This is a genomic window from Bosea sp. BIWAKO-01, from assembly GCF_001748145.1.
Lineage (GTDB): Bacteria > Pseudomonadota > Alphaproteobacteria > Rhizobiales > Beijerinckiaceae > Allobosea.
The window spans coordinates 902,176-921,733 of sequence record NZ_BCQA01000001.1 but is presented as its reverse complement, the minus strand read 5'-3'; the positions used below and the strand labels follow the sequence as shown (position 1 = coordinate 921,733).

Here is a 19,558-nt window from a genome sequence, read left to right as displayed (position 1 = left end):
GTTCGCGGGGAATGACGGCTTCCTCACGAAGCCGTGTCATCTCGTGGTGGCGGATTTCTGAGCCACGCCCAGGCCGAGCCGTTCCAGCGCGGCCCGGAGTCCCGGGTCTTCGATATGGGCGACCTGCTGGGCGATCCTTCCGACGACAGCCGGATCGGGCGGCGGAGGAACCGGTTTCTGCTGCGGGGCCTCGACCGGGCCCTGTTTCAGCACGAGCTTGCCGACGGCGCGCCAACCGAGATGGGTGTTGACCCGTTCCAGGACCACGGGCCCGAGTTGTTGCATGTCGAGCGCGAAGGCGCCCTCGACGCGCACGACGAGCGTCGCCGGTTCCGAGGTCTCGCCGGGCGCCGGGCGTCGGCGCGGCCAGTCGATCTTGAGCGGCCGCGACCGTGCAGCCAGCCGCTCGCCGACAATCTCCGGCCAGAGCGAGACGATGGCGCGCCCGGCAAAACCCTGCGCGGCGAGCGCCGGCGCAAGGCAGTCATCGATCAGGTCGGCGAGGGGTTTGGCAGCCATGCTCTATTCTGGGTCCGGCGCATCGGCGCGACAAGGGCCGAAGCTCTATCAGCTGTTACGGTGACGTCGCCACTCCTCGGCGCTGATCTCCCAGATCTCCGAAAGATGCCGGCCGCCGACATAATCGCGCATCTCGGCCCGGATGACGCGCATGCCGCCGCTCTCGGAGATGCGGCGGGACGCGGTGTTGTCGGCGGCCTTCGGCACGCGCAGCACCGAACGCCCGAGGACATCGAACCAGAAATCGGTGACGGCGGCCGCCGCTTCGCTCATCAGCCCTTGTCCCTGCCAGGGCAGACCGAGCCAGAAGCCGCGGTTCTCGTCCTCGCCCTCCCTGAGCGAGATCAGGCCGACGAGTTGGCCAGGCTCGCTCTTCAGCCGCAGGCTCCAGTGCCATTCCGTGCCCTCAGCCATTCCCGGCAGGGCAAGCTCATGCAGATAGGTGAGCGCGCCGTCGGGCGGGTAGGGCCAGGGCACCCGCCTTGTGAGATAGCGCACGATCTCCCAATGCGGAAACAGCGCCTGGATCGCTGCTGCGTCATCGAGCGTCAGCGGCTTGAGGACCAGGCGGCGCGTTTCGAGGGCGGGGATGGCGTTCGCCTGGGCCACGTTTCCGGACTTTCGCGCGTTGCGGAGCTTGCGGTTGGGGGGCGGCACGCTAAACCGGGTCCATGAAGCTCGCAACGCGACCGCCCGTGCCAGAGGCTGCCGATCTGCTGGACTGGTACGATCGCCACCGTCGTGTCCTGCCTTGGCGTGCCTTGCCCGGCGAGACGGCCGAGCCCTATCGCGTCTGGGTCTCGGAGATCATGCTGCAGCAGACCACGATCACGGCAGTGAAGCCCTATTTCGAACGGTTCATGGCGCGGTTCCCGACGGTTGGAGCCCTTGCCGACGCGCCGAGCGAGGAGGTCATGCAGGCCTGGGCCGGCCTCGGCTACTACTCTCGGGCTCGCAATCTGCATGCTTGCGCCAAGGCGGTCTCGGCGCTGCACGCGGGGCGCTTTCCCGATACCGAGGAAGGCCTGCGCGAACTGCCGGGCATCGGCACTTATACGGCGGGTGCTGTCGCTGCGATTGCCTTCAACCGGCCGGCGGTCGCGGTTGACGGCAATGTCGAGCGCGTCATGACCCGCCTCTTTGCGATCGAGGAGGCCTTGCCGGGTGCCAAGCCGGCAGTCAGGGAGCGCACCCTGGCCCTGTTGCCGTCGGAACGTCCAGGCGATTACGCGCAGGCATTGATGGATCTCGGCGCAACGATCTGTACGCCACGCTCGCCAGCCTGCGGCATTTGTCCGTGGCAAGCGCCGTGCATCTCGCGGGCGGTGGGGACACAGGAGACTTTTCCGCGGAAGGCGGCGAAGAAGACCGGGGCAACCCGCTTCGGGGCAGCCTTCGTGCTGCTACGCGAGGATGGCGCAGTTCTGCTGCGGACGCGTCCGGCCAAGGGGCTGCTTGGAGGCATGGCGGAGGTGCCGACCGGCCAGTGGAGCGCGGATTACCGGCTCGCTGAGGCCATGCGGGACGCTCCGCTTCCGGCGCAGTGGCGCAGGCTGGCAACGCCCGTTCGCCATGTCTTCACCCATTTCCCGCTGGAACTCACGATCCTTGTCGCGCGTGCCCCGCGGGCGACACCAGCGCCGCAAGGCTCCCGCTTCACCCCGCTGGCGCGGCTCCGGGACGAGCCGTTCCCGGCGGTCTTCCTGAAAGCGCTCGAGGCAGGGCTCGAGGCGCTCAGGCCGCTGCCATCTGCGCCCTGATCTCGCCGCGCAGTGAATCGAGCAGCGTCAGCCCTTCCGGGCGCTCGACATGCCAGAAGGTCCAGCCATTGCAGGCAGGTAGCCCCTGGGCCAGCGCTCCGACCTTGTGGATCGAGCCGACGGCCGGGCCAAGCAACAGCGTGCCGTCGGCCCGGATCGTTGCCTTGTGGCGGCGCTTCTCGTCGACGACAGTCTCACCGGCCTTGACCAGCCCGGCCTCGACCAGGCTGAGAAACGGCACGCGCGGTTCGCTGCGCTTCGAAGGCGCGGTCGAGAACGATTCGGGCGGCAATGGCTGGACAGCCGCGATGCGCTTGCGCGCCGCCTCCGCATAGACCGGATCGCGCTCGAGACCGATGAACCGCCGACCGAGCGCCTTCGCGACGGCACCCGTGGTGCCGGTGCCGAAGAACGGATCGAGGATCACGTCACCGGGGTTGCTGGCCGAAAGCATGACGCGGGCCAGCAACGCCTCCGGCTTTTGGGTCGGATGGACCTTGGCGCCGGACGCGTCCTTCAGACGTTCCTCGCCTGTGCAGAGCGGCAGGTACCAGTCCGAGCGCATCTGCAGGTCGTCATTGCCGCCCTTCAATGCCTCGTAGTGGAACGTGTATTTCGAGCTCTCGCCGCGCGCTGCCCAGATCAGTGTTTCATGCGCGTTGGTGAAGCGCCGGCCGCGGAAGTTCGGCATCGGGTTGGCCTTGCGCCAGACGATGTCGTTCAGCATCCAGAAGCCGAGATCCTGCAGGATCGCGCCGACGCGGAAGATGTTGTGGTAGGAGCCGATCACCCACATGGCGCCGTCAGGCTTCAGCACCCGCCGGCAGGCCGTCAGCCAGGCTCGCGTGAAGGCGTCATACTCGGCGAAGGAGGCGAACTTGTCCCAGTCGTCGTCGACAGCGTCGACGAGGCTGTCGTCAGGCCGGCGGAGATCGCCGCCAAGCTGAAGATTGTAGGGTGGATCCGCGAAGACGAGGTCGACGCTTGCCGGAGGCAGGCGGTCGAGCGCGGCGATGCAGTCGCCGACGACGACCTGATCGAGCGGAAGATCAAATGAAAGGCTCGAAGCCTTCATCCGAGACTGCAGCGCAGGCCGTCCGGTACGCGAAACCTGAATCCGGACGGCGGCGCTGGCAGTCCCGGTACGCGAGGTACCCATGACGCCGAACCATTTACGCAACTTCAACAGTCGCGATCTTGGGGGAGTCAGGGTAAAAGCCGGGTTTCCGGGTTGAAAAAAATGCGTCTCGTTTTGGGGCTGCAGTTTTTGCCTAGTGCATTGGCAAACCAGCCGAATCCTGATCGGGAGTTAAGAAACGGCTAACGCCTCGCGGGCGTCGCACGATCGCTCAGCGCCGCCATACGCCCTTGATCGGCGCGAAGGAAAAACGGTGTTCCGGGCACGGGCCATGGATCTGTAGCGCCGCGCGATGCGCGGCCGTGCCATAGCCGGCATGCCCGGCAAAACCATAAGCCGGATAATGCGTCGCCAGGCGCGCCATCATCCGGTCGCGCGTCACCTTTGCGATGATCGATGCGGCTGCAATCGAGGCCACGCTGCCGTCGCCCTTGATGATCGCATCGCAGGGGCAGGGGAGAGTGGGAGGGTCGTTGCCATCGACCAGCACATGCCGCGGCTGGACAGGCAGACCGGCAACCGCGCGTTTCATGGCGAGCTGCGTCGCCTGCCTGATGTTGAGCACGTCGATCTCCTGCGCTGTGACGCTGCCGATGCCGATGCCAAGCGCAGCTTTGGCAATCTCCCCGAACAGCGCTTCGCGCCTTGCGGCGCTGAGTTCCTTCGAATCGGCGAGGCCGGCCGGGATCAGGCCGGGGTCGAGAATGACGGCAGCCGCCACCACCGGCCCGGCCAGCGGCCCGCGCCCGACCTCGTCGACACCGGCCAGCGGCCAGAATCCTTGCTCAATTGCCTGCGCCTCGCGGCTGAAATCGGCGGCCATGCCCGGTCCAGGAAAGAAATCGTTGCCGGGCTTATGCCGGAAGGTCGTCGCCTAGAACAGGCTGAGTTGTGCCTTTTCCTTCTCCGGCTTGAGGAAAAGGTCGGTGCGGAGCCTGAGACGCGTCGTGTTGAAGCCGAGGCGTTCGGCTGCCATTTCGAAGCGCCGCCCGATCATCCAGGCATAGGGCCCGGAACCGACCTGCCGCTGGCCCCAGGCCGAGTCGTAATCCTTGCCGCCGCGTGTCGAGCGGATCAGCGAAACGACATGGCGCAGCTTGTCCGGGTGGTGGGTCAGGAGCCAGTCCTGGACGAGATCCTTCACCTCGAGCGGCAGGCGCAGCAGCACGTAACCGGCCTCGCGCGCCCCGGCGGCCTTGGCGGCGTCGAGGATGCGCTCGATTTCCTGCTCGTTGATCGCCGGGATGATGGGCGCGACCAGCACGGTCACCGGAATGCCGGCATCCGACAGGCGTTTGATCGTCTCCAGCCGTTTCGCTGGCGCGGCGGCGCGCGGTTCCATGCCGCGCGCGATCTTGGGATCGAGCGTCGTCACGGAGATCGCGACCTTGGCGAGCCCCTGGGCTGCCATCGGTGCCAGGATGTCGATGTCGCGCTGGACCAGCGCCGATTTCGTGACGATGCCGACCGGATGGCGGAAGTGCGCCAGCACCTCCAGGATCGAGCGCATGATCCGGAGCTTCTTCTCGATCGGCTGATAGGCGTCGGTATTGGTGCCGATCGCGATGGTTCGCGGCTGGTAGGACGGTGCCGACAATTCCTTCTCGAGCAGCAGCGCGGCGTCGGGCTTGGCTGTCAACTTGCTCTCGAAATCGAGCCCGGGGGACAGCCCGAGATAGGCATGGCTCGGTCGCGCGAAACAGTAGACGCAGCCATGCTCGCAGCCGCGATAGGGGTTGATCGATCGGTCGAACGAAATATCCGGCGAATCGTTTCGCGTGATGATCGTGCGCGCCTTCTCGATCGCGACCTCGGTCTTGAAGGCGGGCAATTCGCCGAGAGAGCCCCAACCATCATCTTCGGCGACGCGCTGCTCGGTCTCGAAGCGTCCGCCTGGATTGATCGTTGCACCGCGCCCGCGCCGTCGTTCCGGATCGATGCGGTGGCCGGCATAGGCGAGCGGATCCGCCGGGGCGACACGCGCGGATGCCGACAGGGTTTCGCCGTCATGCCGCCTGAGCGGCTGGGCTGCGATCGGTCGCGAACTGGGTCTGGCTTGCTGCATGGCGCTGAGCCGTTCCTGAGAGGGCCGTAAGAATCGGCGTTTCCGTGACTATCAATGTGAACATAAAGGGAACAGAATGCAAGCGGCGGGATTGCGGCATGTTGCGCTGCGTCATAATCAATGGGCCATGCTTACAGCCGTCATCAGGGCCGACGGACCGGCCAGAGCACTCGCTGCGACTTTTTCCGTGCTGATCCCGGCCGTTGCCGAAGGTTTCCTCGGCCATGCCGTGGTCGTCGATGCGAACGGTGAGGGGGAGGTGGAGCGCCTCGCCGATGCGACGGGTGCGACCTATGTCAGGGCGGCTGTGCCTGAAAGCTGGCATGCCGGTGCCGCACAGGCGCGCGGCGATTGGCTGCTTCTGTTGAGCGCCGGGGACATCCTGCAGCCAAACTGGATTCAGGCGACTGAGCGCCATCTGCTGCTGGCGCCCGACAGGCCTGCCTTGCTGCCACTGAGCGGGGTTGCTGCGGCGCTCAAGGAGCGCGCCGCGCTGTCATTCGGCCCGCGTCGGCTGCGGGCCGGCCTGGTGCTGCCGAAGGGACTGGTTCTGGCCGGACGGCTGAATGCCGCGCCGCGGCGTCTCTCGGTGCGCCGGGAGCGTGCCGTATCCTGAGACCCAAGGCATCGGGCCGAACGGTGGATTGCGGTCCTCGGGGACGGCCGATGCAACCCCAGAAGGTGAGATCGGACCGGATACGAGACCCGGTCCGATGATCTAGAGCTGGTTCGTCCGGAAGGTGTCGCAGCTTTGCAGCGAGCCGGACTTGAAGCCTGTCGTGAACCAGCGTGTGCGCTGCGCCGACGAGCCGTGGGTGAAGGAATCGGGCACGGCCACACCTTGCGAGGCTTGCTGCAGCCGGTCATCGCCGATCGCCGCCGCCGTCCGCATCGCCTCGTCGACATCGCCCTGGTCGATTCGGCCCATCGCCTGGACGTTATGCGCCCAGACACCGGCGAAGCAGTCCGCCTGCAGCTCGACCCGCACTGACAGCGCATTCGATTCGCGCTCCGAGATGCGCTGTCGCAGCTGGTTCACCTTGGGCAGGATGCCGAGCAGGTTCTGGATGTGATGGCCGACCTCATGGCCGATCACATAGGCATAGGCGAAGTCACCACCGCCGCCGAGCTTGCGCTGCATCTCCTGGAAGAAGGAGAGGTCGAGATAGACCTTCTTGTCCTCGGGGCAATAGAACGGCCCCATCGCTGCCTGTGCCGTGCCGCAACCCGAGCGATCGATGCGCGAGAACAGCACGAGCTTCGGCGGTTCGTAGCGGCGGTTCGCCTGCTGCGGCAGGATCTTGGTCCAGATGTCCTCGTTCTGCGCCAGCACCGCCGAAACGAAGCGGCCCATTTCATCCTGCGGCGGGCCCGAGGCCGGGCGGCTCTCCTGGGTCGGGGCGCTGCGCCCGACCCCGAGCATCTCGGCGCCACCGATCAGGATGCGCGGATCGATCCCGAGCGCCCAGCCGACAAGGCCGAGCACGACCATGGTTCCGATGCCGACACCGCCGCGCCCCCCGGGGAGCCCGGCGAAGCCGCCGCCGCCATTGCGCCTGTCCTCGAGATTCTCGGACTGGCGATAATCTTCCCAGCGCATGGCGGTACCCCCGTCTAGTCCCGAGCAATCTCGTGGAGAGAGGCCCGGAACTCAAGCTGTTCGTCAACCGGCTCGTGCGCAGGTGGTTCCCCGGGCCCTTCCTATTGCGTCAATGATAGCCGCAATGTCCCATTTGCCGTGGGCCGGGATGTCGCTGCGGCAGGGCCGCGTTGGCGCAGCCGAATACTCTAGCTGGCTGCGTCGAGCGCCGCCTTGAGCGCCCGCATGTCGCGCCAGGCGAGGCGTTTCTGCAGGGGCTGGCGCAACAGATAGGCAGGGTGAAGCGTGGCAAGCGCCCGGATACGCCGGGCGCCCATTTCATATTCGGTCCACTTGCCGCGCGAGGCGAGGATGCCGGTGAAGCCGAGCAGGCCCTGGGCAGAGGGGCCGCCGATGCAGACGAGGATATCGGGATTGGCGAGTTCGATCTGCCGTTGAATGAACGGCAGGCAGATCGCGACCTCCTGCGGCGTCGGCGTGCGATTGCCGGGCGGACGCCAGGGCAGAAGATTGGCGATGTAGACATGTTCCTGCCGGTTGAGGCCGATGGCCGCCAGCATCCGGTCAAGCAACTGGCCGGAGCGCCCGACGAAGGGCAGGCCGAGCCTGTCTTCATCGGCGCCGGGGGCCTCGCCGACGAACATCACGCGCCCCTCCGGATTGCCGTCGGCGAAGACGAGATTCTTCGCGGTGGCCTTGAGCGCGCAGCCCTCGAAGCTGGCCAGTGCCACCTTCAGTTCGTCGAGCGTCTTGGCCTGCCCGGCCAGCAGGCGCGCGCTCTGCATGGCCTCGTCGGGCGCCGTTGCGTCGGCCGCGATGACGCGCGCAGCAGGAACCGCGCGCAGAGGATTGCGGCGTGCTGCAGCCTGTGTGGCGGCTGCTTCGGCGGCCTGTGGGGATTCGGCGAAGTGGTCATGCGGCGTCTCGTCGAGCATCTCGGTGACGCCCATCTCGGCGTACCAGGCAATGAGTTCGACGGGATCGTGGCCAGCAGGGATCATCCCGGCGTCTTAGCACGGTCCAACACGGCTTCGCGACACCTGTCGGGCGGCTGTCCCGGCTCCGCGTGCTCGCCAGAGCGTTCAAACGCGGTTGCAAATTGGAACGTGGGCCCGGATAGAGGGGTTCCAATCTGGTTTCGGTTTGGCTTGAGCCAGAGAGCATGATCGTTCATATGTAAACTATCGCCGTCGAGGCGAAAGTTGCTGGCGGAGGGCTGGATGGAACTCGAGGAAGCGCAAAGCACCCCGCGCGAGAGCATGGACTATGACGTCGTCATCGTCGGCGCAGGTCCCGCAGGTCTCGCAGCCGCCATTCGCCTGAAACAGCTCGACGAGACCATCTCGGTGGTCGTGGTCGAGAAGGGGGCCGAGGTGGGCGCCCATATCCTCTCGGGCGCGGTGATCGATCCGATTGGTCTTGACGCGCTGTTGCCTGACTGGCGCCAGGATGAGGCACGCCCGCTGACGACGGAAGTCAGCGAGGACATCTTCTATTTCCTGACCGAGCCGAGCGGAATCCGGCTGCCGAATTTCGGCATGCCGAAGCTGATGAACAATCACGGCAATTTCGTCGGCTCGCTCGGGCTGGTGACGCGCTATCTGGCGACCCGCGCCGAGGCGCTGGGTGTCGAGATCTATCCGGGCTTCGCCGCCGCTCAGCTTCTCTTCGACGAGAAGGGTGCCGTCACCGGTGTCGCCACGGGTGACATGGGGATCGCCAAGGACGGCACGGTCTCCGAACGCTTCACCCGCGGCATGGAGCTGCGCGGACGCTACACGCTACTGGGGGAAGGGGCGCGCGGCTCGCTGTCCAAGATCGCGATTCAGCGCTTTGGTCTCGACAAGGATCGTGAGCCCCAGAAATACGGCATCGGCCTCAAGGAGATCTGGCAGGTCAAGCCGGAGAAGTTCCACAAGGGCCGGGTGCAACACTCCTTCGGCTGGCCGCTCGACGGCAAGACCGGTGGCGGCTCGTTCCTCTATCATTTCGACGACAATCTCGTCACCGTCGGCTTCGTCGTGCATCTCAACTACGAGAACCCGACGCTCTCGCCCTTCGACGAGTTCCAGCGTTTCAAGACGCACCCGATGATCCGCGACGTCTTCGAGGGCGGCAAGCGCCTGTCCTACGGCGCGCGCGCCATCACCGAAGGCGGCTGGCAATCCGTGCCGAAACTCAGCTTCCCGGGCGGGGCGTTGGTCGGCTGCGCGGCCGGCTTCGTCAACGTGCCGCGCATCAAGGGCAGCCACAACGCGATCCTGTCCGGCATGCTGGCTGCCGAGCATCTTGTGCCCGCGCTGGCGGCGGGACGCGCGCATGATGAAGTCAGCGAGATCGAAACCAGCTGGCGCGCATCTCCGATCGGCCGCGACCTCGAGCCGGTCCGCAACGTCAAGCCGCTCTGGTCGAAATTCGGGACGATCGGCGGTGTCGTGCTCGGCGGCATCGACATGTGGCTGAACCAGCTCTTCGGCTGGTCGCCTTTCGGCACGCTCAAGCATGGCAAGCCGGATTACGCGACGCTGAAGCCACTGAGCGAGGTGACGCCGATCACCTATCCCAAGCCGGACGGCAAGCTCTCCTTCGACAAGCTGTCGTCGGTGTTCCTGTCCTCGACCAATCACGAGGAAGACCAGCCGGCGCATCTGAAGCTGACCGACCCCTCGATTCCTGTGGCGAAGAACCTGCCGCTCTATGGCGAGCCTGCCCGGCTCTATTGCCCGGCCGGCGTCTACGAGATCGTCTACGCGAATAACGAGACGAAGAGCGACCCGCGTTTCGTCATCAACGCGCAGAACTGCGTGCACTGCAAGACATGCGACATCAAGGATCCCGCCCAGAACATCACCTGGGTGGTGCCTGAGGGGGGCGGCGGCCCGGGTTACTCGAACATGTGATGAGCCCGTGACGGCGACCAGTGCGATAAGGAGGCCGCCCCTGCCAGGGCGGCGGCCTTTTCCGCCGAAATGGTCACTGGACCCTGCGAGGCGCGGCCGATGACGGCGGCGATTGAGCGAACGAACGTCCCCCTGGGATGATCTTGGCGAATCGTCGCTACAGAGCCAAGAGATGCAGCTGCAATGGTGATGGCGTGCCGATTTGCAGCCTGACGTGATTGAATTTGTGCGCTGCATGAAGTGATTGCAGCGGCTGTTGCATCCTTGCTACGGAGGCGATCTGCCGCCGGCTTTGCGGCTTGCCGGAGCGCCTGGAAACGGCCATCTTGCACGCCTATGCGAAGCGGTCACGGTCGCGCTGAATGGACCCAGCCCCTGTGCCACACGAGGCAGCGGACCGAGGGAGAATAGCAGTCGTGACGTTTCGAATGAACGGCCGAGGGGCCGGCGCGACATTGGCCTTGGCTTTGTTTGTCGCGCTTCATGCCGGGGCCGCTGCGCAGGCCACCACACAAGCCAATGCGCCGACCCGCACCACCGAGCCGCTTGAGCCTGCCGAAAGCCTTGAAGGCAATTACCTGGCCGCGATCGTGGCCGGTGCCGGCCGAGACCTTGGCGCGGCCTCGGTCTTCCTGCGGGAGGCGATCAAGGGCGATCCGAAGAACAACGATCTGCTGGAGCGTGGTTTCGTCGCCTTCCTGGCCGATGGCTCCATGGATGACGCGTTCCGCGCCGCCGAGAAGCTGGTGCAACGCGACCCGAGCAACGGGCTGGCGCAGCTCGCGATCGGCATTCGCGCCATCAAGCAGAAGCAGTATCAGACGGCGCGCAATCACTTGCAGCGCGGCGGGCGCGGGCGTTCCGCCGACATCACGGCGACCTTGCTGTCCGCATGGTCCTATGCCGGCTCCGGCCAGACCAACCGCGCGATCGAGACGCTCGAGCGGCTCAAGGGCGAGCCTTCCTACAATCTGTTCCGCGACTATCATGCCGGCCTGATCCTCGATATCGCCGGCCGCAAGGCGGATTCCGAGCGCAGGCTCAAGGCGGCCTATGAGGCCGAGAAGACGACGCTGCGTCTCGTCGATCTCTGGGCTCGCTTCCAGGCCCGATCCGGCGATTTCGATGGAGCTGCGGCAACCTATGGCGCCTTCGACAGGCTCCTGCCGAATCACCCCATCGTGCGTGACGGATTGACCCGGGTCGCTGCCAAGGAGCCGCTTGCCCGCTCGGTCGCTACGGCGCAGCAGGGCGCAGCCGAAGTGCTCTATGGTCTCGCCAGCGCCGGGAACCGCCAGGGGGACGAGGCCGCTGCGCTGCTCTATCTCAGGCTCGCCCTCTATCTCGACCCCAATCACGATCTCGCCGTCCTGACGCTTGGCGACATCCTGGAGCGGGCCAAGCAGCTCGATGATGCGGTGACGGTCTACAACCGCATGCCGGCGGGTTCGCCGCTGGCCTCCAATGCCGAGATCCAGTCGGGCCTGGCGCTGGAAGCGCTTGGCAAGTCTGACGAGGCGGTGAAGCATCTCGAAACGCTGATCGCAACGCGTCCCGACGATGTCGACGCGCTCTCGGCACTCGGCAACGTCTACCGCTCACGCAAACGCTTCGCCGAGGCTGCCGACACCTATGACAAGGCGATCGCGAAGCTCGCTTCGCCGGGCCGCTCGAACTGGGACCTCTATTACTTCCGTGGCATTGCCCGCGAGCGCATCAAGCGCTGGGCGGAGGCCGAGGAGGATCTCCGCAAGGCCCTCGAACTGATGCCGGAGGCGCTGGGGCGCGAGCGGGCGCTGGTGCTCAACTATCTCGGCTATTCCCTGGTCGATCAGCATCTCAAGCTCGATGAGGCGCTCGGCATGCTGCGCCGGGCCGTCGAACTGCGCCCGCGTGACGGCTACATCACCGATTCGCTCGGCTGGGCTTACTACCGGCTCGGTCGCTATACCGAGGCGACCCGCGAACTCGAGCGCGCGATGGAACTGCGGCCCTCCGACCCGGTGATCAACGATCATCTCGGCGATGTCTATTGGCGCGTCGACCGCAAGCTGGAGGCGGTCTTTCAGTGGAACGCCGCCCGCGATCTCAGCCCGGAGCCCGAGGATCTGGTCAAGATCAAGCACAAGATCGAGAAGGGGCTGGAGGAGGCCCCCTCGGCCAATGCCGCCGAGCCGAAGGCGGATGGCGGCTGACCGATGCGTTGTGATGCGGTGACGGACCTCGCGTGCCTGTTGCGCTGACGACCCGCGCTCGCGCCAAGGTCAATCTCGATCTTAAAGTCCTCGGCCGTCGGGCCGATGGCTATCACGAGCTGAAGAGCCTCGTCGCGTTCGCCAGCGTCGGTGATTCGCTGGCGCTGGAGCCAGCTTCAGGCCTCGGCCTGACGATCGGCGGTCCGCGAGGCACCAGTCTTGTCGCCGATGACGGGAATCTGGTTCTCCGGGCCGTGCAGGCGCTGGCGGACGAGTTCCCCGAACTGCGAACCGGACATTTCCACCTCGTCAAGCGTCTGCCGGTCGCCTCCGGAATTGGCGGAGGCTCGGCTGACGCAGCAGCCGCCTTGCGTCTGCTGGCGAGGCTGAACGGGCTCTCACCTGCATCGCCCGAGCTGCAGCGCGCCGCCGTCAGGGTTGGCGCCGATGTCCTGGTCTGCCTCGAGTCGCGCGCGCGCATCATGGCTGGGATTGGCGAGCGCCTCGGCCCCGCACTGTGCCTTCCGCCGCTCTTCGCCATTCTGGTCAACCCGAATGTGGCCGTCGGCACCGCAGACGTTTTTCGTACGCTCGGACTTGCGCAGGGGCAATTTTGCCCGGCCGCAGCGGAAACGGGCATCGGTGCGGCGGAGCGCTTTGCTGCTGCTCCGGACCTGCTTGCCGCGCTGAATCGGACCGGCAACGATCTCGAAGCCCCGGCGGCCCAGGTCGCGCCGATCATCACCGACGTCCTGCAGCGGCTGTCCCGGCTACCGGGCTACCGGCTCGGCAGAATGTCAGGCTCGGGCGCGACCTGCTTTGCCCTGTTCGACGATTGCCGGCAGAGCGCGGCCGCCGCGAAGCTGCTGGCGGATGAGCGGCCGGATTGGTGGATCAAGCCGACCCTGCTCAGATGAAGTCCGCGGGCTGCTCAGTGCGCCCGCGCCACGCAGAAATCGACCGTCTCGTTCAGCGCCTGCTTCATCGGCGATGAGGGGAAGAGGCCGAGCGCATCCTTCGCCATCTTGGCGTAGTGCTGGGCCCGCTCGATCGTATCGTCGAGGGCACGGTGACGGCGCATGATCGCCTGCGCCTCCTCGAGATCGCCGTCCTTGATCTCGCCATCCTGCAGCGTGCGGCGCCAGAAGGCGCGCTCAGTCTCGTCGCCGCGCCGGAAGGAGAGCACGACCGGCAGGGTGATCTTGCCCTCGCGGAAATCGTCGCCGGTGTTCTTGCCGAGCTTGTTCGCGACGCCGCCATAATCAAGCGCGTCGTCGATGAGCTGGAAGGCGATGCCGAGATTGAGCCCATAGCTGCGGCAGGCGGCAGCATCGGCCTTGGGTGATTCTGCGATCACCGGCCCGACTTCGCAGGCCGCCGCGAACAGCTCCGCAGTCTTGCCGCGGATGACGGCGAGATACTCGTCCTCGGTCGTGGCGGTGTTCTTGGCCGCGGCGAGCTGCATCACCTCGCCTTCGGCGATGACGGCGGCTGCGGTGGAGAGAATATCGAGCGCGCGGAGCGAGCCGACCTCGACCATCATCTTGAAGGCCTGTCCGAGCAGGAAGTCACCGACCAGCACGCTCGCTTCATTGCCCCAGACCATGCGGGCCGCGAGCTTGCCGCGGCGCATATCGCTCTCGTCGACGACGTCGTCATGAAGCAGCGTTGCGGTGTGCATGAACTCGACGCTGGCCGCGAGCTTGACATGACCCTCGCCGCGATAGCCGCACAGCGCGGCCGTGGCGAGCGTCAGCATCGGCCGCAGGCGCTTGCCGCCCGACGAGATCAGGTGGTTGGCGACCTCCGGGATCATGGTGACGTCCGAGCCGGTGCGTGACAGGATCATCGCATTGACGCGCTCCATGTCGGTGCGTGTCAGGCCGACAAGACCCTCAATGCTGGCCTGTCCCTGTTCCTTGTCCTCGAAGGGTACGACGACGCCCACGCTGCTCACTCCGGCCGATTTCAGCTTTGTTGCATTGCCACAACCGTTGCATGGGTGGCCAGCCCCCGCAATCGCACTTTGACGCCGCACCCGCGAGTTCAGGGCCGAAAATGGCTTGCGCGCAGACCCTGCCTTCGTCTCCATGACACAATGCATGAACTCGTCCGTACCAATGACCTTGTCCTGCTTGGCGCCATCGAGGCGCTGCTCGCATCCGCCAATCTCGATTGTCTGATCGCCGATCAGCATATGAGCGCGCTTGAAGGCATGACCGGCGCCTTCCAGAGGCGCCTGCTCGTGCGCGAGGTGGATCGCCGAAGAGCCCGCGCGCTCTTGATCGAGGCGGGGTTCGGCGCCGAGCTGCGCGATGAGTGATTCGGAGACGGATCTCGGTGAGATCGTCGAGGATCGATTGCTCGATGGCCGTCTGATTCTTCGCCAGCCGAAGAAGGGGCATCGCGCCGGCACGGACGCGATTTTGCTCGCTGCGGCGCTGTCGGAAGACGAACCAGGCCCGCTGGCCGATTTCGGCGCTGGCGTCGGGACGGTCGGTCTGGCCGCGGCGATGCTTCGGCCGGAGCTGACGGTCACGCTAATCGAGCGGCATCCCCGCCTTGCGGCGCTGGCCGAGCAGAACATCGTACTGAACGGCTTCGGCGATCGGGTCAGGCTTGTTGCGGCCGATGTCGGGGCCGGCGCCGAAGTCAGCCTTGTGCCAGCAGGTTTCGCCTGTGTGGCAATGAACCCGCCCTTCTTTGCAGACGATACGGTGAAGGCGTCGCCAGTGAGCAACCGGCGAACGGCGCATGTCGCCGATCAGCCGTTCGAAATCTGGTTGAAGGCAGCGCGCCGGTTGCTCAAGCCGCGCGGACGCATCGCGATCATTCATCGGGCCGAGGCGCTGGGGGCAATTCTGAACGGGCTGGAAACCGGCTTTGGTGGCGTCGCCATTCGACCCGTGCACGCCTCGGCTGACCGGCCGGCGATTCGCATCCTCGTTACGGCGACGCTGAACAGCAGAAAGCCGGCAGTGCTGCTGCCGGCCTTTGTCTTGAACGGGCCTGATGGCCGCTTCACCGAACTCAGCGAAGCGGTTCACCGCGGCCGGGCACTGCTCGGCTGATGCATCGGCCCGAAAAGTGGATCACCGCTTTCGGGACAACCGATGCAATCGCAGACGGTGAGATCAGCGGCAGATCCGCTGCTGCTGCACGACCCAGCGCCAGCCATCCCAATAACGGACCGGGCGGAAGAAGCAGCGCGGACCGTAAAATGGGCGGTCATAGCCGTAATAGGGACGCGGGCCACCATAATATGGCCGGCCGTAATAGGGGCGCGGGCCCCAACCTGGACCGTAGCCATACTGGATCTGCTGGTAGCCATGATCCGCCTGCGCGGCTGCACTCAGGCCGAGGGTAACGACCTGGGCCGAGGCCGGGGCGCTGGCGATGATGCCGCTGCTGAGGCTGACGGCCGCCGCGACACCGAGAAAAGCTCTGCGAAGCATGGCGTGGATTCTCTCCCCTGCCTGGCGCCCGCGGCCCTTGCCGCGCGGTCGAACGCCAATTCGGTGAAATGCTAACGCTCAAAAACTGAACGGCGCGACACCGCGCCATTCAGCTGTCCTTCATCGGGCCGCCACATGGCAGCCACAATTCACGCCGCGATCAGCGGCAGACGCGCACCGAACGCATCACCCAGCGATAGCCGTTCCAGACGCGGCGGTTGCTGTAGTAGCAGCGCGGACGATAGACCGGGCGACCGTAATATGGGCGGCGTGGGCCATAATAGCGACGCGGGCCATAGTACTGCGCCTGCTGGACCAGATCAGTCGGAGCCTGGGTCGTCTGCATCGTGCCGGTGCTGACCGGTGCGGCCGTTGCGGGGGCGACGGTGAAGGCCGCGACCATAAGGGTGAGCGCTCCGAAGAGAGCGGCAATGAAACGTGATGACAGCATTAAGCTACTCCTGCTGGCTGACGCCGCCGGCCCGTCTCGAGCGCTCGCCCCGAACGCCGCGGACTGTACGGTTGCTGCGGAGATTATCCCGCTGATCATGAACGAATGCTGTCCGCGTCGGTTCCATGGTCATGCGCGGAATGCTTGACCGCGCGCCGTGGCTGCCCCTAAGCACGCCGCTATTCTTAGATTGTCTGGAAGGCTCAAGCTCTTGGCCGGTGCTCCCGTCTCCGATCCGATGAACCCGACCCGCTCGTTCCAGGGCCTGCTGCTGACCTTGCAGCGCTTTTGGGCGGAGCGCGGTTGCGTCGTCCTGCAGCCCTACGACATGGAAGTCGGCGCCGGTACCTTCCACCCGGCGACGACGCTGCGCGCGCTCGGTCCCAAGCCCTGGAAGGCTGCCTATGTCCAGCCGTCGCGTCGGCCGAAGGACGGCCGCTATGGCGAGAACCCCAACCGCCTGCAGCATTATTACCAGTTCCAGGTCATCCTGAAGCCGTCGCCGCCGGATCTGCAGCAGCTCTATCTCGACTCGCTCCAGGCCATCGGCGTCGACATGGGGCTTCACGATATCCGCTTCGTCGAGGACGATTGGGAGAGCCCGACGCTGGGCGCCTGGGGGCTCGGCTGGGAGTGCTGGTGCGACGGCATGGAGGTGAGCCAGTTCACCTATTTCCAGCAGGTCGCCGGCGTCGAATGCGCGCCTGTCGCGGGAGAGCTGACCTATGGGCTCGAACGTCTCGCCTGCTATCTGCAGGGCGTCGACCGCATCATGGATCTGAATTTCAACGGGCTCGAGGGTGAGGATCGCGTCAGCTACGGCGATGTCTTCCTCCAGGCCGAGCAGGAATTCTCGCGCTATAATTTCGAGCATGCCGACACGGCGATGCTGTTCCGCCATTTCAACGATGCCGAGGCCGAGTGCCGGGCGCTGCTCGCCGCGGGCGAAGCCGGGGAGGGAGCCAATGACCCGCGCCACTCGCTGGCGCTGCCGGCCTATGACCAGTGCATCAAGGCCAGCCACATGTTCAACCTGCTCGATGCGCGCGGCGTGATCTCGGTCACCGAGCGCCAGAGCTATATCCTGCGCGTGCGTGAACTCTCCAAGGCCTGCGGTGCGGCCTGGCTGAAGACCGCCGGCGGGGGAGCGAACTGATGCCCGATCTCCTGCTCGAACTCTTCTCGGAAGAGATCCCCGCCCGCATGCAGCGCAAGGCGGCGGAAGACCTCAAGAAGCTCGTCACCGATGCGCTGGTCGAACGCGGCCTCGTCTATGAGGGCGCCCGGGCCTTTGCGACGCCGCGCCGCCTCGCCTTGCACATCGCTGAACTGCCGGTGCGCGGCCGCGATATCCGCGAGGAGCGCAAGGGGCCGCGCGTGGGGGCGCCCGACGCGGCCATCCAAGGGTTCCTGAAGGCGGCAGGGCTTGCCTCGCTCGACCAGGCGACCATCGTCAGCGACCCCAAGAAGGGCGATTCCTACGTCGCCATCATCGAGAAGCCGGGGCAGGAGACGGTCGCGGCTATCGCCGAGATCGTCCCGCAGGTGATTCGCAGCTTTCCCTGGCCGAAATCGATGCGCTGGGGCAAAGCCTCCGCGGCCGGCGCCAGCCTGCGCTGGGTGCGCCCGCTCCACTCGATCCTTTGCACCTTCGGGCCGGAGACCGAGGAGCCCGAGGTGGTCCGGTTCGAGGTCGACGGCATTGCCTCAGGCAACACGACCTATGGCCACCGCTTCCATGCGCCTCAGGCCATCACGGTCAGGCGTTTCGACGATTATGTCGCGCATCTGGAGAAGGCGAAGGTCGTGCTCGATGCCGACCGGCGCAAGGAAATCATCCTCACCGACGCCCGGAACCTCGCCTTCGCGCAGGGGCTGGACCTCGTCGAAGATGAAGGCCTGCTCGAGGAGGTCGCCGGCCTCGTCGAATGGCCGGTCGTGCTGATGGGCGCCTTCGAGGAGCGTTTCCTGGAGATTCCGGGCGAGGCGATCCGCGCCACGATCCGCGCCAACCAGAAATGCTTCGTGCTGCGTGACCCGGTGACGGGCGCGCTCGCCAACAAGTTCATCCTGGTCTCGAACCTGAGCGCCAGCGATGGTGGCAGCGCAATCGTCGCCGGCAATGGCCGCGTCGTGCGTGCACGCCTCTCGGACGCTGCCTATTTCTTCGCGACCGACAAGGGCTCGCTGCCCGATCTCGACACGTTCAGGGAGAGTGCCGGGACACTTGGCCTCGACCTTGCCAAGCCGCTCGACCAGCGCATGGCCAAGCTCAACAGACTCGGCGTCGTCTTCCACGCCAAGCTTGGGACGCAGGGCGCGCGGGTGCAGCGCATCGCGGCGCTGGCTCGCGAGCTGGCGCCGATCGTCGGTGCCGATCCCGCTCTCGCCGAACGCGCAGCGAAACTCGCCAAGGCCGATCTGCCGACCGAGATGGTCGGCGAGTTCCCGGAATTGCAGGGGCTGATGGGCCGGAAATATGCCGAACTGCAGGGCGAGGACGCTTCTGTCGCGGCAGCGATCGAAGAGCACTACAAGCCGCTCGGCCCGTCCGATCGCGTGCCGACAGACCCGGTCTCCGTTGCCGTGGCGCTGGCGGACAAGCTCGATACGCTGGTCGGCTTCTGGGCGATCGACGAGAAGCCGACCGGGAGCAAGGATCCTTATGCCCTGCGCCGCGCGGCGTTGGGCGTGATCAGGCTGGTTGTCGAGAATGGGGTCAGGCTCGCGCTCGCCGATCTGGCCAGGGATCCAGACCTCGTCTCGTTCTTCCACGACCGTCTGAAGGTCGTGCTCCGTGATGCCGGGGCGCGGCATGACCTGGTCGATGCCGTGCTGGGCGAGGGCGCATCGAACAGCGACGATCTCCTGCTCATCACCCGCCGCGTAGACGCGCTCAGCCGCTTCCTCGATACCGAAGACGGCGTGAACCTGCTCAGCGGTTATCGCCGTGCGGCGAATATCCTCAAGGCCGAGGAGAAGAAGGACGGCGAGGGCGCTTTTGCCGCTGCCGCCGATCTCCAGCTCATCGCCGATGCCGGCCTGATCGAGGAGAAGGGGCTCGCCGTTGCACTGGCCCAGGCAACGCCGAAGGCCGAGGCTGCCGTCGCCAAGGAGGATTTCGAGGGTGCGATGGCTGCGCTGGCCGAGCTCAGGCCCGCGGTCGATGCCTTCTTCGACAAGGTCACGGTCAACGATCCCGATCCGGCCCTGCGCGCCAACCGCCTCAAGCTGCTCAACCAGCTGCGCGAGGCGACGCGCGCCGTGGCGGATTTCTCGCGGATCGCAGGCTAGCGCGCCACGGCTCGCCCTTGCGGCGAGCATCACTGCCTCGCGACAGGCATGGTCGGGTCAGGCCCGATTATGCCGAAAATGGCGGTGAAAGCTCGCTATAGGCGGACGCTCGGCCCCTGAAGCGGAACCAATTCCCATCCTGCGACGTTCTGTCCTGCAGAGAAACCGTGCTGCGAACGCC

At 66.0% G+C, this 19,558-nt stretch carries 19 protein-coding genes; 9 read left to right on the top strand and 10 right to left on the bottom strand.

What is annotated here, in order from left to right; all coding sequences use genetic code 11:
* Positions 1 to 36: 36 nt before the first annotated feature.
* Together BIWAKO_RS04235 and BIWAKO_RS04230 are read right to left on the bottom strand one after the other, a co-directional pair.
* Positions 37 to 519 carry a DUF721 domain-containing protein gene (locus tag BIWAKO_RS04235; RefSeq protein WP_069877475.1) on the bottom strand — a complete coding sequence of 161 codons (483 nt, stop codon included), beginning with the start codon at positions 517 to 519 and terminating at the stop codon, positions 37 to 39.
* Between the two features lie 48 nt (positions 520 to 567).
* The gene (locus tag BIWAKO_RS04230) at positions 568 to 1,128 is read right to left on the bottom strand and encodes a GNAT family N-acetyltransferase (RefSeq protein WP_069882155.1); all 561 of its coding nucleotides are present in this window, start codon (positions 1,126 to 1,128) and stop codon (positions 568 to 570) included.
* Between the two features lie 62 nt (positions 1,129 to 1,190).
* Between BIWAKO_RS04230 and mutY the strand changes: the two genes are divergently transcribed.
* On the top strand, positions 1,191 to 2,279 hold the full coding sequence (mutY, locus tag BIWAKO_RS04225) for an A/G-specific adenine glycosylase (RefSeq protein WP_074471506.1): 1,089 nt from the start codon (positions 1,191 to 1,193) through the stop codon (positions 2,277 to 2,279).
* Here mutY and BIWAKO_RS04220 read toward each other — a convergent pair.
* The 3 genes from BIWAKO_RS04220 to BIWAKO_RS04210 form a co-directional block, all read right to left on the bottom strand.
* Positions 2,254 to 3,438: a site-specific DNA-methyltransferase gene (locus BIWAKO_RS04220; protein ID WP_084651148.1), complete on the bottom strand. Its 1,185-nt coding sequence runs from the start codon at positions 3,436 to 3,438 to the stop codon at positions 2,254 to 2,256. The genes mutY and BIWAKO_RS04220 overlap by 26 nt on opposite strands.
* A gap of 190 nt (positions 3,439 to 3,628) precedes the next feature.
* On the bottom strand, positions 3,629 to 4,240 hold the full coding sequence (locus BIWAKO_RS04215) for a ribonuclease HII (RefSeq protein ID WP_069877473.1): 612 nt from the start codon (positions 4,238 to 4,240) through the stop codon (positions 3,629 to 3,631).
* 51 nt (positions 4,241 to 4,291) lie between these two features.
* Positions 4,292 to 5,482: a PA0069 family radical SAM protein gene (locus tag BIWAKO_RS04210; protein WP_084651147.1), complete on the bottom strand. Its 1,191-nt coding sequence runs from the start codon at positions 5,480 to 5,482 to the stop codon at positions 4,292 to 4,294.
* 127 nt (positions 5,483 to 5,609) lie between these two features.
* Between BIWAKO_RS04210 and BIWAKO_RS04205 the strand changes: the two genes are divergently transcribed.
* The gene (locus BIWAKO_RS04205) at positions 5,610 to 6,098 is read left to right on the top strand and encodes a glycosyltransferase family 2 protein (protein ID WP_069877472.1); all 489 of its coding nucleotides are present in this window, start codon (positions 5,610 to 5,612) and stop codon (positions 6,096 to 6,098) included.
* Positions 6,099 to 6,200: 102 nt separating this feature from the next.
* Here BIWAKO_RS04205 and ypfJ read toward each other — a convergent pair whose 3' ends face one another.
* Both ypfJ and BIWAKO_RS04195 read right to left on the bottom strand, forming a co-directional pair.
* Positions 6,201 to 7,082, bottom strand: coding sequence for a KPN_02809 family neutral zinc metallopeptidase (gene ypfJ, locus BIWAKO_RS04200; RefSeq protein ID WP_069877471.1), 882 nt, complete (start codon positions 7,080 to 7,082; stop codon positions 6,201 to 6,203).
* A 188-nt stretch (positions 7,083 to 7,270) separates the two neighbouring features.
* Positions 7,271 to 8,083: a uracil-DNA glycosylase gene (locus BIWAKO_RS04195; protein WP_069877470.1), complete on the bottom strand. Its 813-nt coding sequence runs from the start codon at positions 8,081 to 8,083 to the stop codon at positions 7,271 to 7,273.
* A 219-nt stretch (positions 8,084 to 8,302) separates the two neighbouring features.
* Between BIWAKO_RS04195 and BIWAKO_RS04190 the strand changes: the two genes are divergently transcribed.
* The 3 genes from BIWAKO_RS04190 to BIWAKO_RS04180 all read left to right on the top strand — a co-directional run bounded on the left by BIWAKO_RS04190 (position 8,303) and on the right by BIWAKO_RS04180 (position 13,094).
* The gene (locus BIWAKO_RS04190; protein WP_069882153.1) at positions 8,303 to 9,982 is read left to right on the top strand and encodes an electron transfer flavoprotein-ubiquinone oxidoreductase; all 1,680 of its coding nucleotides are present in this window, start codon (positions 8,303 to 8,305) and stop codon (positions 9,980 to 9,982) included.
* Between the two features lie 416 nt (positions 9,983 to 10,398).
* Positions 10,399 to 12,177 (top strand): tetratricopeptide repeat protein, encoded by a 1,779-nt coding sequence (locus BIWAKO_RS04185; RefSeq protein WP_244523354.1) that lies wholly within the window; start codon positions 10,399 to 10,401, stop codon positions 12,175 to 12,177.
* Between the two features lie 32 nt (positions 12,178 to 12,209).
* On the top strand, positions 12,210 to 13,094 hold the full coding sequence (locus BIWAKO_RS04180; protein ID WP_069877468.1) for a 4-(cytidine 5'-diphospho)-2-C-methyl-D-erythritol kinase: 885 nt from the start codon (positions 12,210 to 12,212) through the stop codon (positions 13,092 to 13,094).
* A 14-nt stretch (positions 13,095 to 13,108) separates the two neighbouring features.
* On the opposite strand, the gene BIWAKO_RS04175 is transcribed toward BIWAKO_RS04180, so the two are convergent.
* Positions 13,109 to 14,125: a polyprenyl synthetase family protein gene (locus BIWAKO_RS04175; protein WP_069877467.1), complete on the bottom strand. Its 1,017-nt coding sequence runs from the start codon at positions 14,123 to 14,125 to the stop codon at positions 13,109 to 13,111.
* Between the two features lie 150 nt (positions 14,126 to 14,275).
* Between BIWAKO_RS04175 and BIWAKO_RS04170 the strand changes: the two genes are divergently transcribed.
* Both BIWAKO_RS04170 and BIWAKO_RS04165 read left to right on the top strand, forming a co-directional pair.
* Positions 14,276 to 14,500 (top strand): putative signal transducing protein, encoded by a 225-nt coding sequence (locus BIWAKO_RS04170; RefSeq protein WP_069877466.1) that lies wholly within the window; start codon positions 14,276 to 14,278, stop codon positions 14,498 to 14,500.
* Positions 14,493 to 15,248 (top strand): tRNA1(Val) (adenine(37)-N6)-methyltransferase, encoded by a 756-nt coding sequence (locus BIWAKO_RS04165; protein WP_069877465.1) that lies wholly within the window; start codon positions 14,493 to 14,495, stop codon positions 15,246 to 15,248. The genes BIWAKO_RS04170 and BIWAKO_RS04165 overlap by 8 nt, the downstream gene beginning before the upstream one ends.
* A 63-nt stretch (positions 15,249 to 15,311) precedes the next feature.
* Here the strand turns inward: BIWAKO_RS04165 and BIWAKO_RS04160 are convergent, their stop codons facing one another.
* Positions 15,312 to 15,632, bottom strand: a complete 321-nt coding sequence (locus tag BIWAKO_RS04160; protein WP_069877464.1) for a hypothetical protein — start codon at positions 15,630 to 15,632, stop codon at positions 15,312 to 15,314.
* Between the two features lie 160 nt (positions 15,633 to 15,792).
* A complete protein-coding gene (locus tag BIWAKO_RS04155; protein ID WP_141739975.1) occupies positions 15,793 to 16,083 on the bottom strand; it encodes a hypothetical protein in 291 nt (96 codons plus the stop codon).
* A 238-nt stretch (positions 16,084 to 16,321) separates the two neighbouring features.
* Here BIWAKO_RS04155 and BIWAKO_RS04150 point away from each other — a divergent pair, with 238 nt between their 5' ends.
* Both BIWAKO_RS04150 and glyS read left to right on the top strand, forming a co-directional pair.
* Complete coding sequence (locus BIWAKO_RS04150) at positions 16,322 to 17,239, top strand: glycine--tRNA ligase subunit alpha (protein ID WP_069882152.1); 918 nt, start codon at positions 16,322 to 16,324, stop codon at positions 17,237 to 17,239.
* Positions 17,239 to 19,377: a glycine--tRNA ligase subunit beta gene (gene glyS / locus BIWAKO_RS04145; RefSeq protein WP_069877462.1), complete on the top strand. Its 2,139-nt coding sequence runs from the start codon at positions 17,239 to 17,241 to the stop codon at positions 19,375 to 19,377. The genes BIWAKO_RS04150 and glyS overlap by 1 nt, the downstream gene beginning before the upstream one ends.
* Positions 19,378 to 19,558 lie beyond the last annotated feature (181 nt).

What these genes read in the sequence shown, in the direction of transcription:
- BIWAKO_RS04235 (WP_069877475.1), bottom strand. Translation starts at nt 519, where the DNA reads ATGGCTGCCAAACCCCTCGCCGACCTGATCGATGACTGCCTTGCGCCG.
- mutY (WP_074471506.1), top strand. Translation starts at nt 1,191, where the DNA reads ATGAAGCTCGCAACGCGACCGCCCGTGCCAGAGGCTGCCGATCTGCTG.
- BIWAKO_RS04220 (WP_084651148.1), bottom strand. Translation starts at nt 3,438, where the DNA reads ATGGGTACCTCGCGTACCGGGACTGCCAGCGCCGCCGTCCGGATTCAG.
- BIWAKO_RS04215 (WP_069877473.1), bottom strand. Translation starts at nt 4,240, where the DNA reads ATGGCCGCCGATTTCAGCCGCGAGGCGCAGGCAATTGAGCAAGGATTC.
- BIWAKO_RS04210 (WP_084651147.1), bottom strand. Translation starts at nt 5,482, where the DNA reads ATGCAGCAAGCCAGACCCAGTTCGCGACCGATCGCAGCCCAGCCGCTC.
- BIWAKO_RS04205 (WP_069877472.1), top strand. Translation starts at nt 5,610, where the DNA reads ATGCTTACAGCCGTCATCAGGGCCGACGGACCGGCCAGAGCACTCGCT.
- ypfJ (WP_069877471.1), bottom strand. Translation starts at nt 7,082, where the DNA reads ATGCGCTGGGAAGATTATCGCCAGTCCGAGAATCTCGAGGACAGGCGC.
- BIWAKO_RS04195 (WP_069877470.1), bottom strand. Translation starts at nt 8,083, where the DNA reads ATGATCCCTGCTGGCCACGATCCCGTCGAACTCATTGCCTGGTACGCC.
- BIWAKO_RS04190 (WP_069882153.1), top strand. Translation starts at nt 8,303, where the DNA reads ATGGAACTCGAGGAAGCGCAAAGCACCCCGCGCGAGAGCATGGACTAT.
- BIWAKO_RS04170 (WP_069877466.1), top strand. Translation starts at nt 14,276, where the DNA reads ATGCATGAACTCGTCCGTACCAATGACCTTGTCCTGCTTGGCGCCATC.
- BIWAKO_RS04165 (WP_069877465.1), top strand. Translation starts at nt 14,493, where the DNA reads ATGAGTGATTCGGAGACGGATCTCGGTGAGATCGTCGAGGATCGATTG.
- BIWAKO_RS04160 (WP_069877464.1), bottom strand. Translation starts at nt 15,632, where the DNA reads ATGCTTCGCAGAGCTTTTCTCGGTGTCGCGGCGGCCGTCAGCCTCAGC.
- BIWAKO_RS04155 (WP_141739975.1), bottom strand. Translation starts at nt 16,083, where the DNA reads ATGCTGTCATCACGTTTCATTGCCGCTCTCTTCGGAGCGCTCACCCTT.
- BIWAKO_RS04150 (WP_069882152.1), top strand. Translation starts at nt 16,322, where the DNA reads ATGAACCCGACCCGCTCGTTCCAGGGCCTGCTGCTGACCTTGCAGCGC.
- glyS (WP_069877462.1), top strand. Translation starts at nt 17,239, where the DNA reads ATGCCCGATCTCCTGCTCGAACTCTTCTCGGAAGAGATCCCCGCCCGC.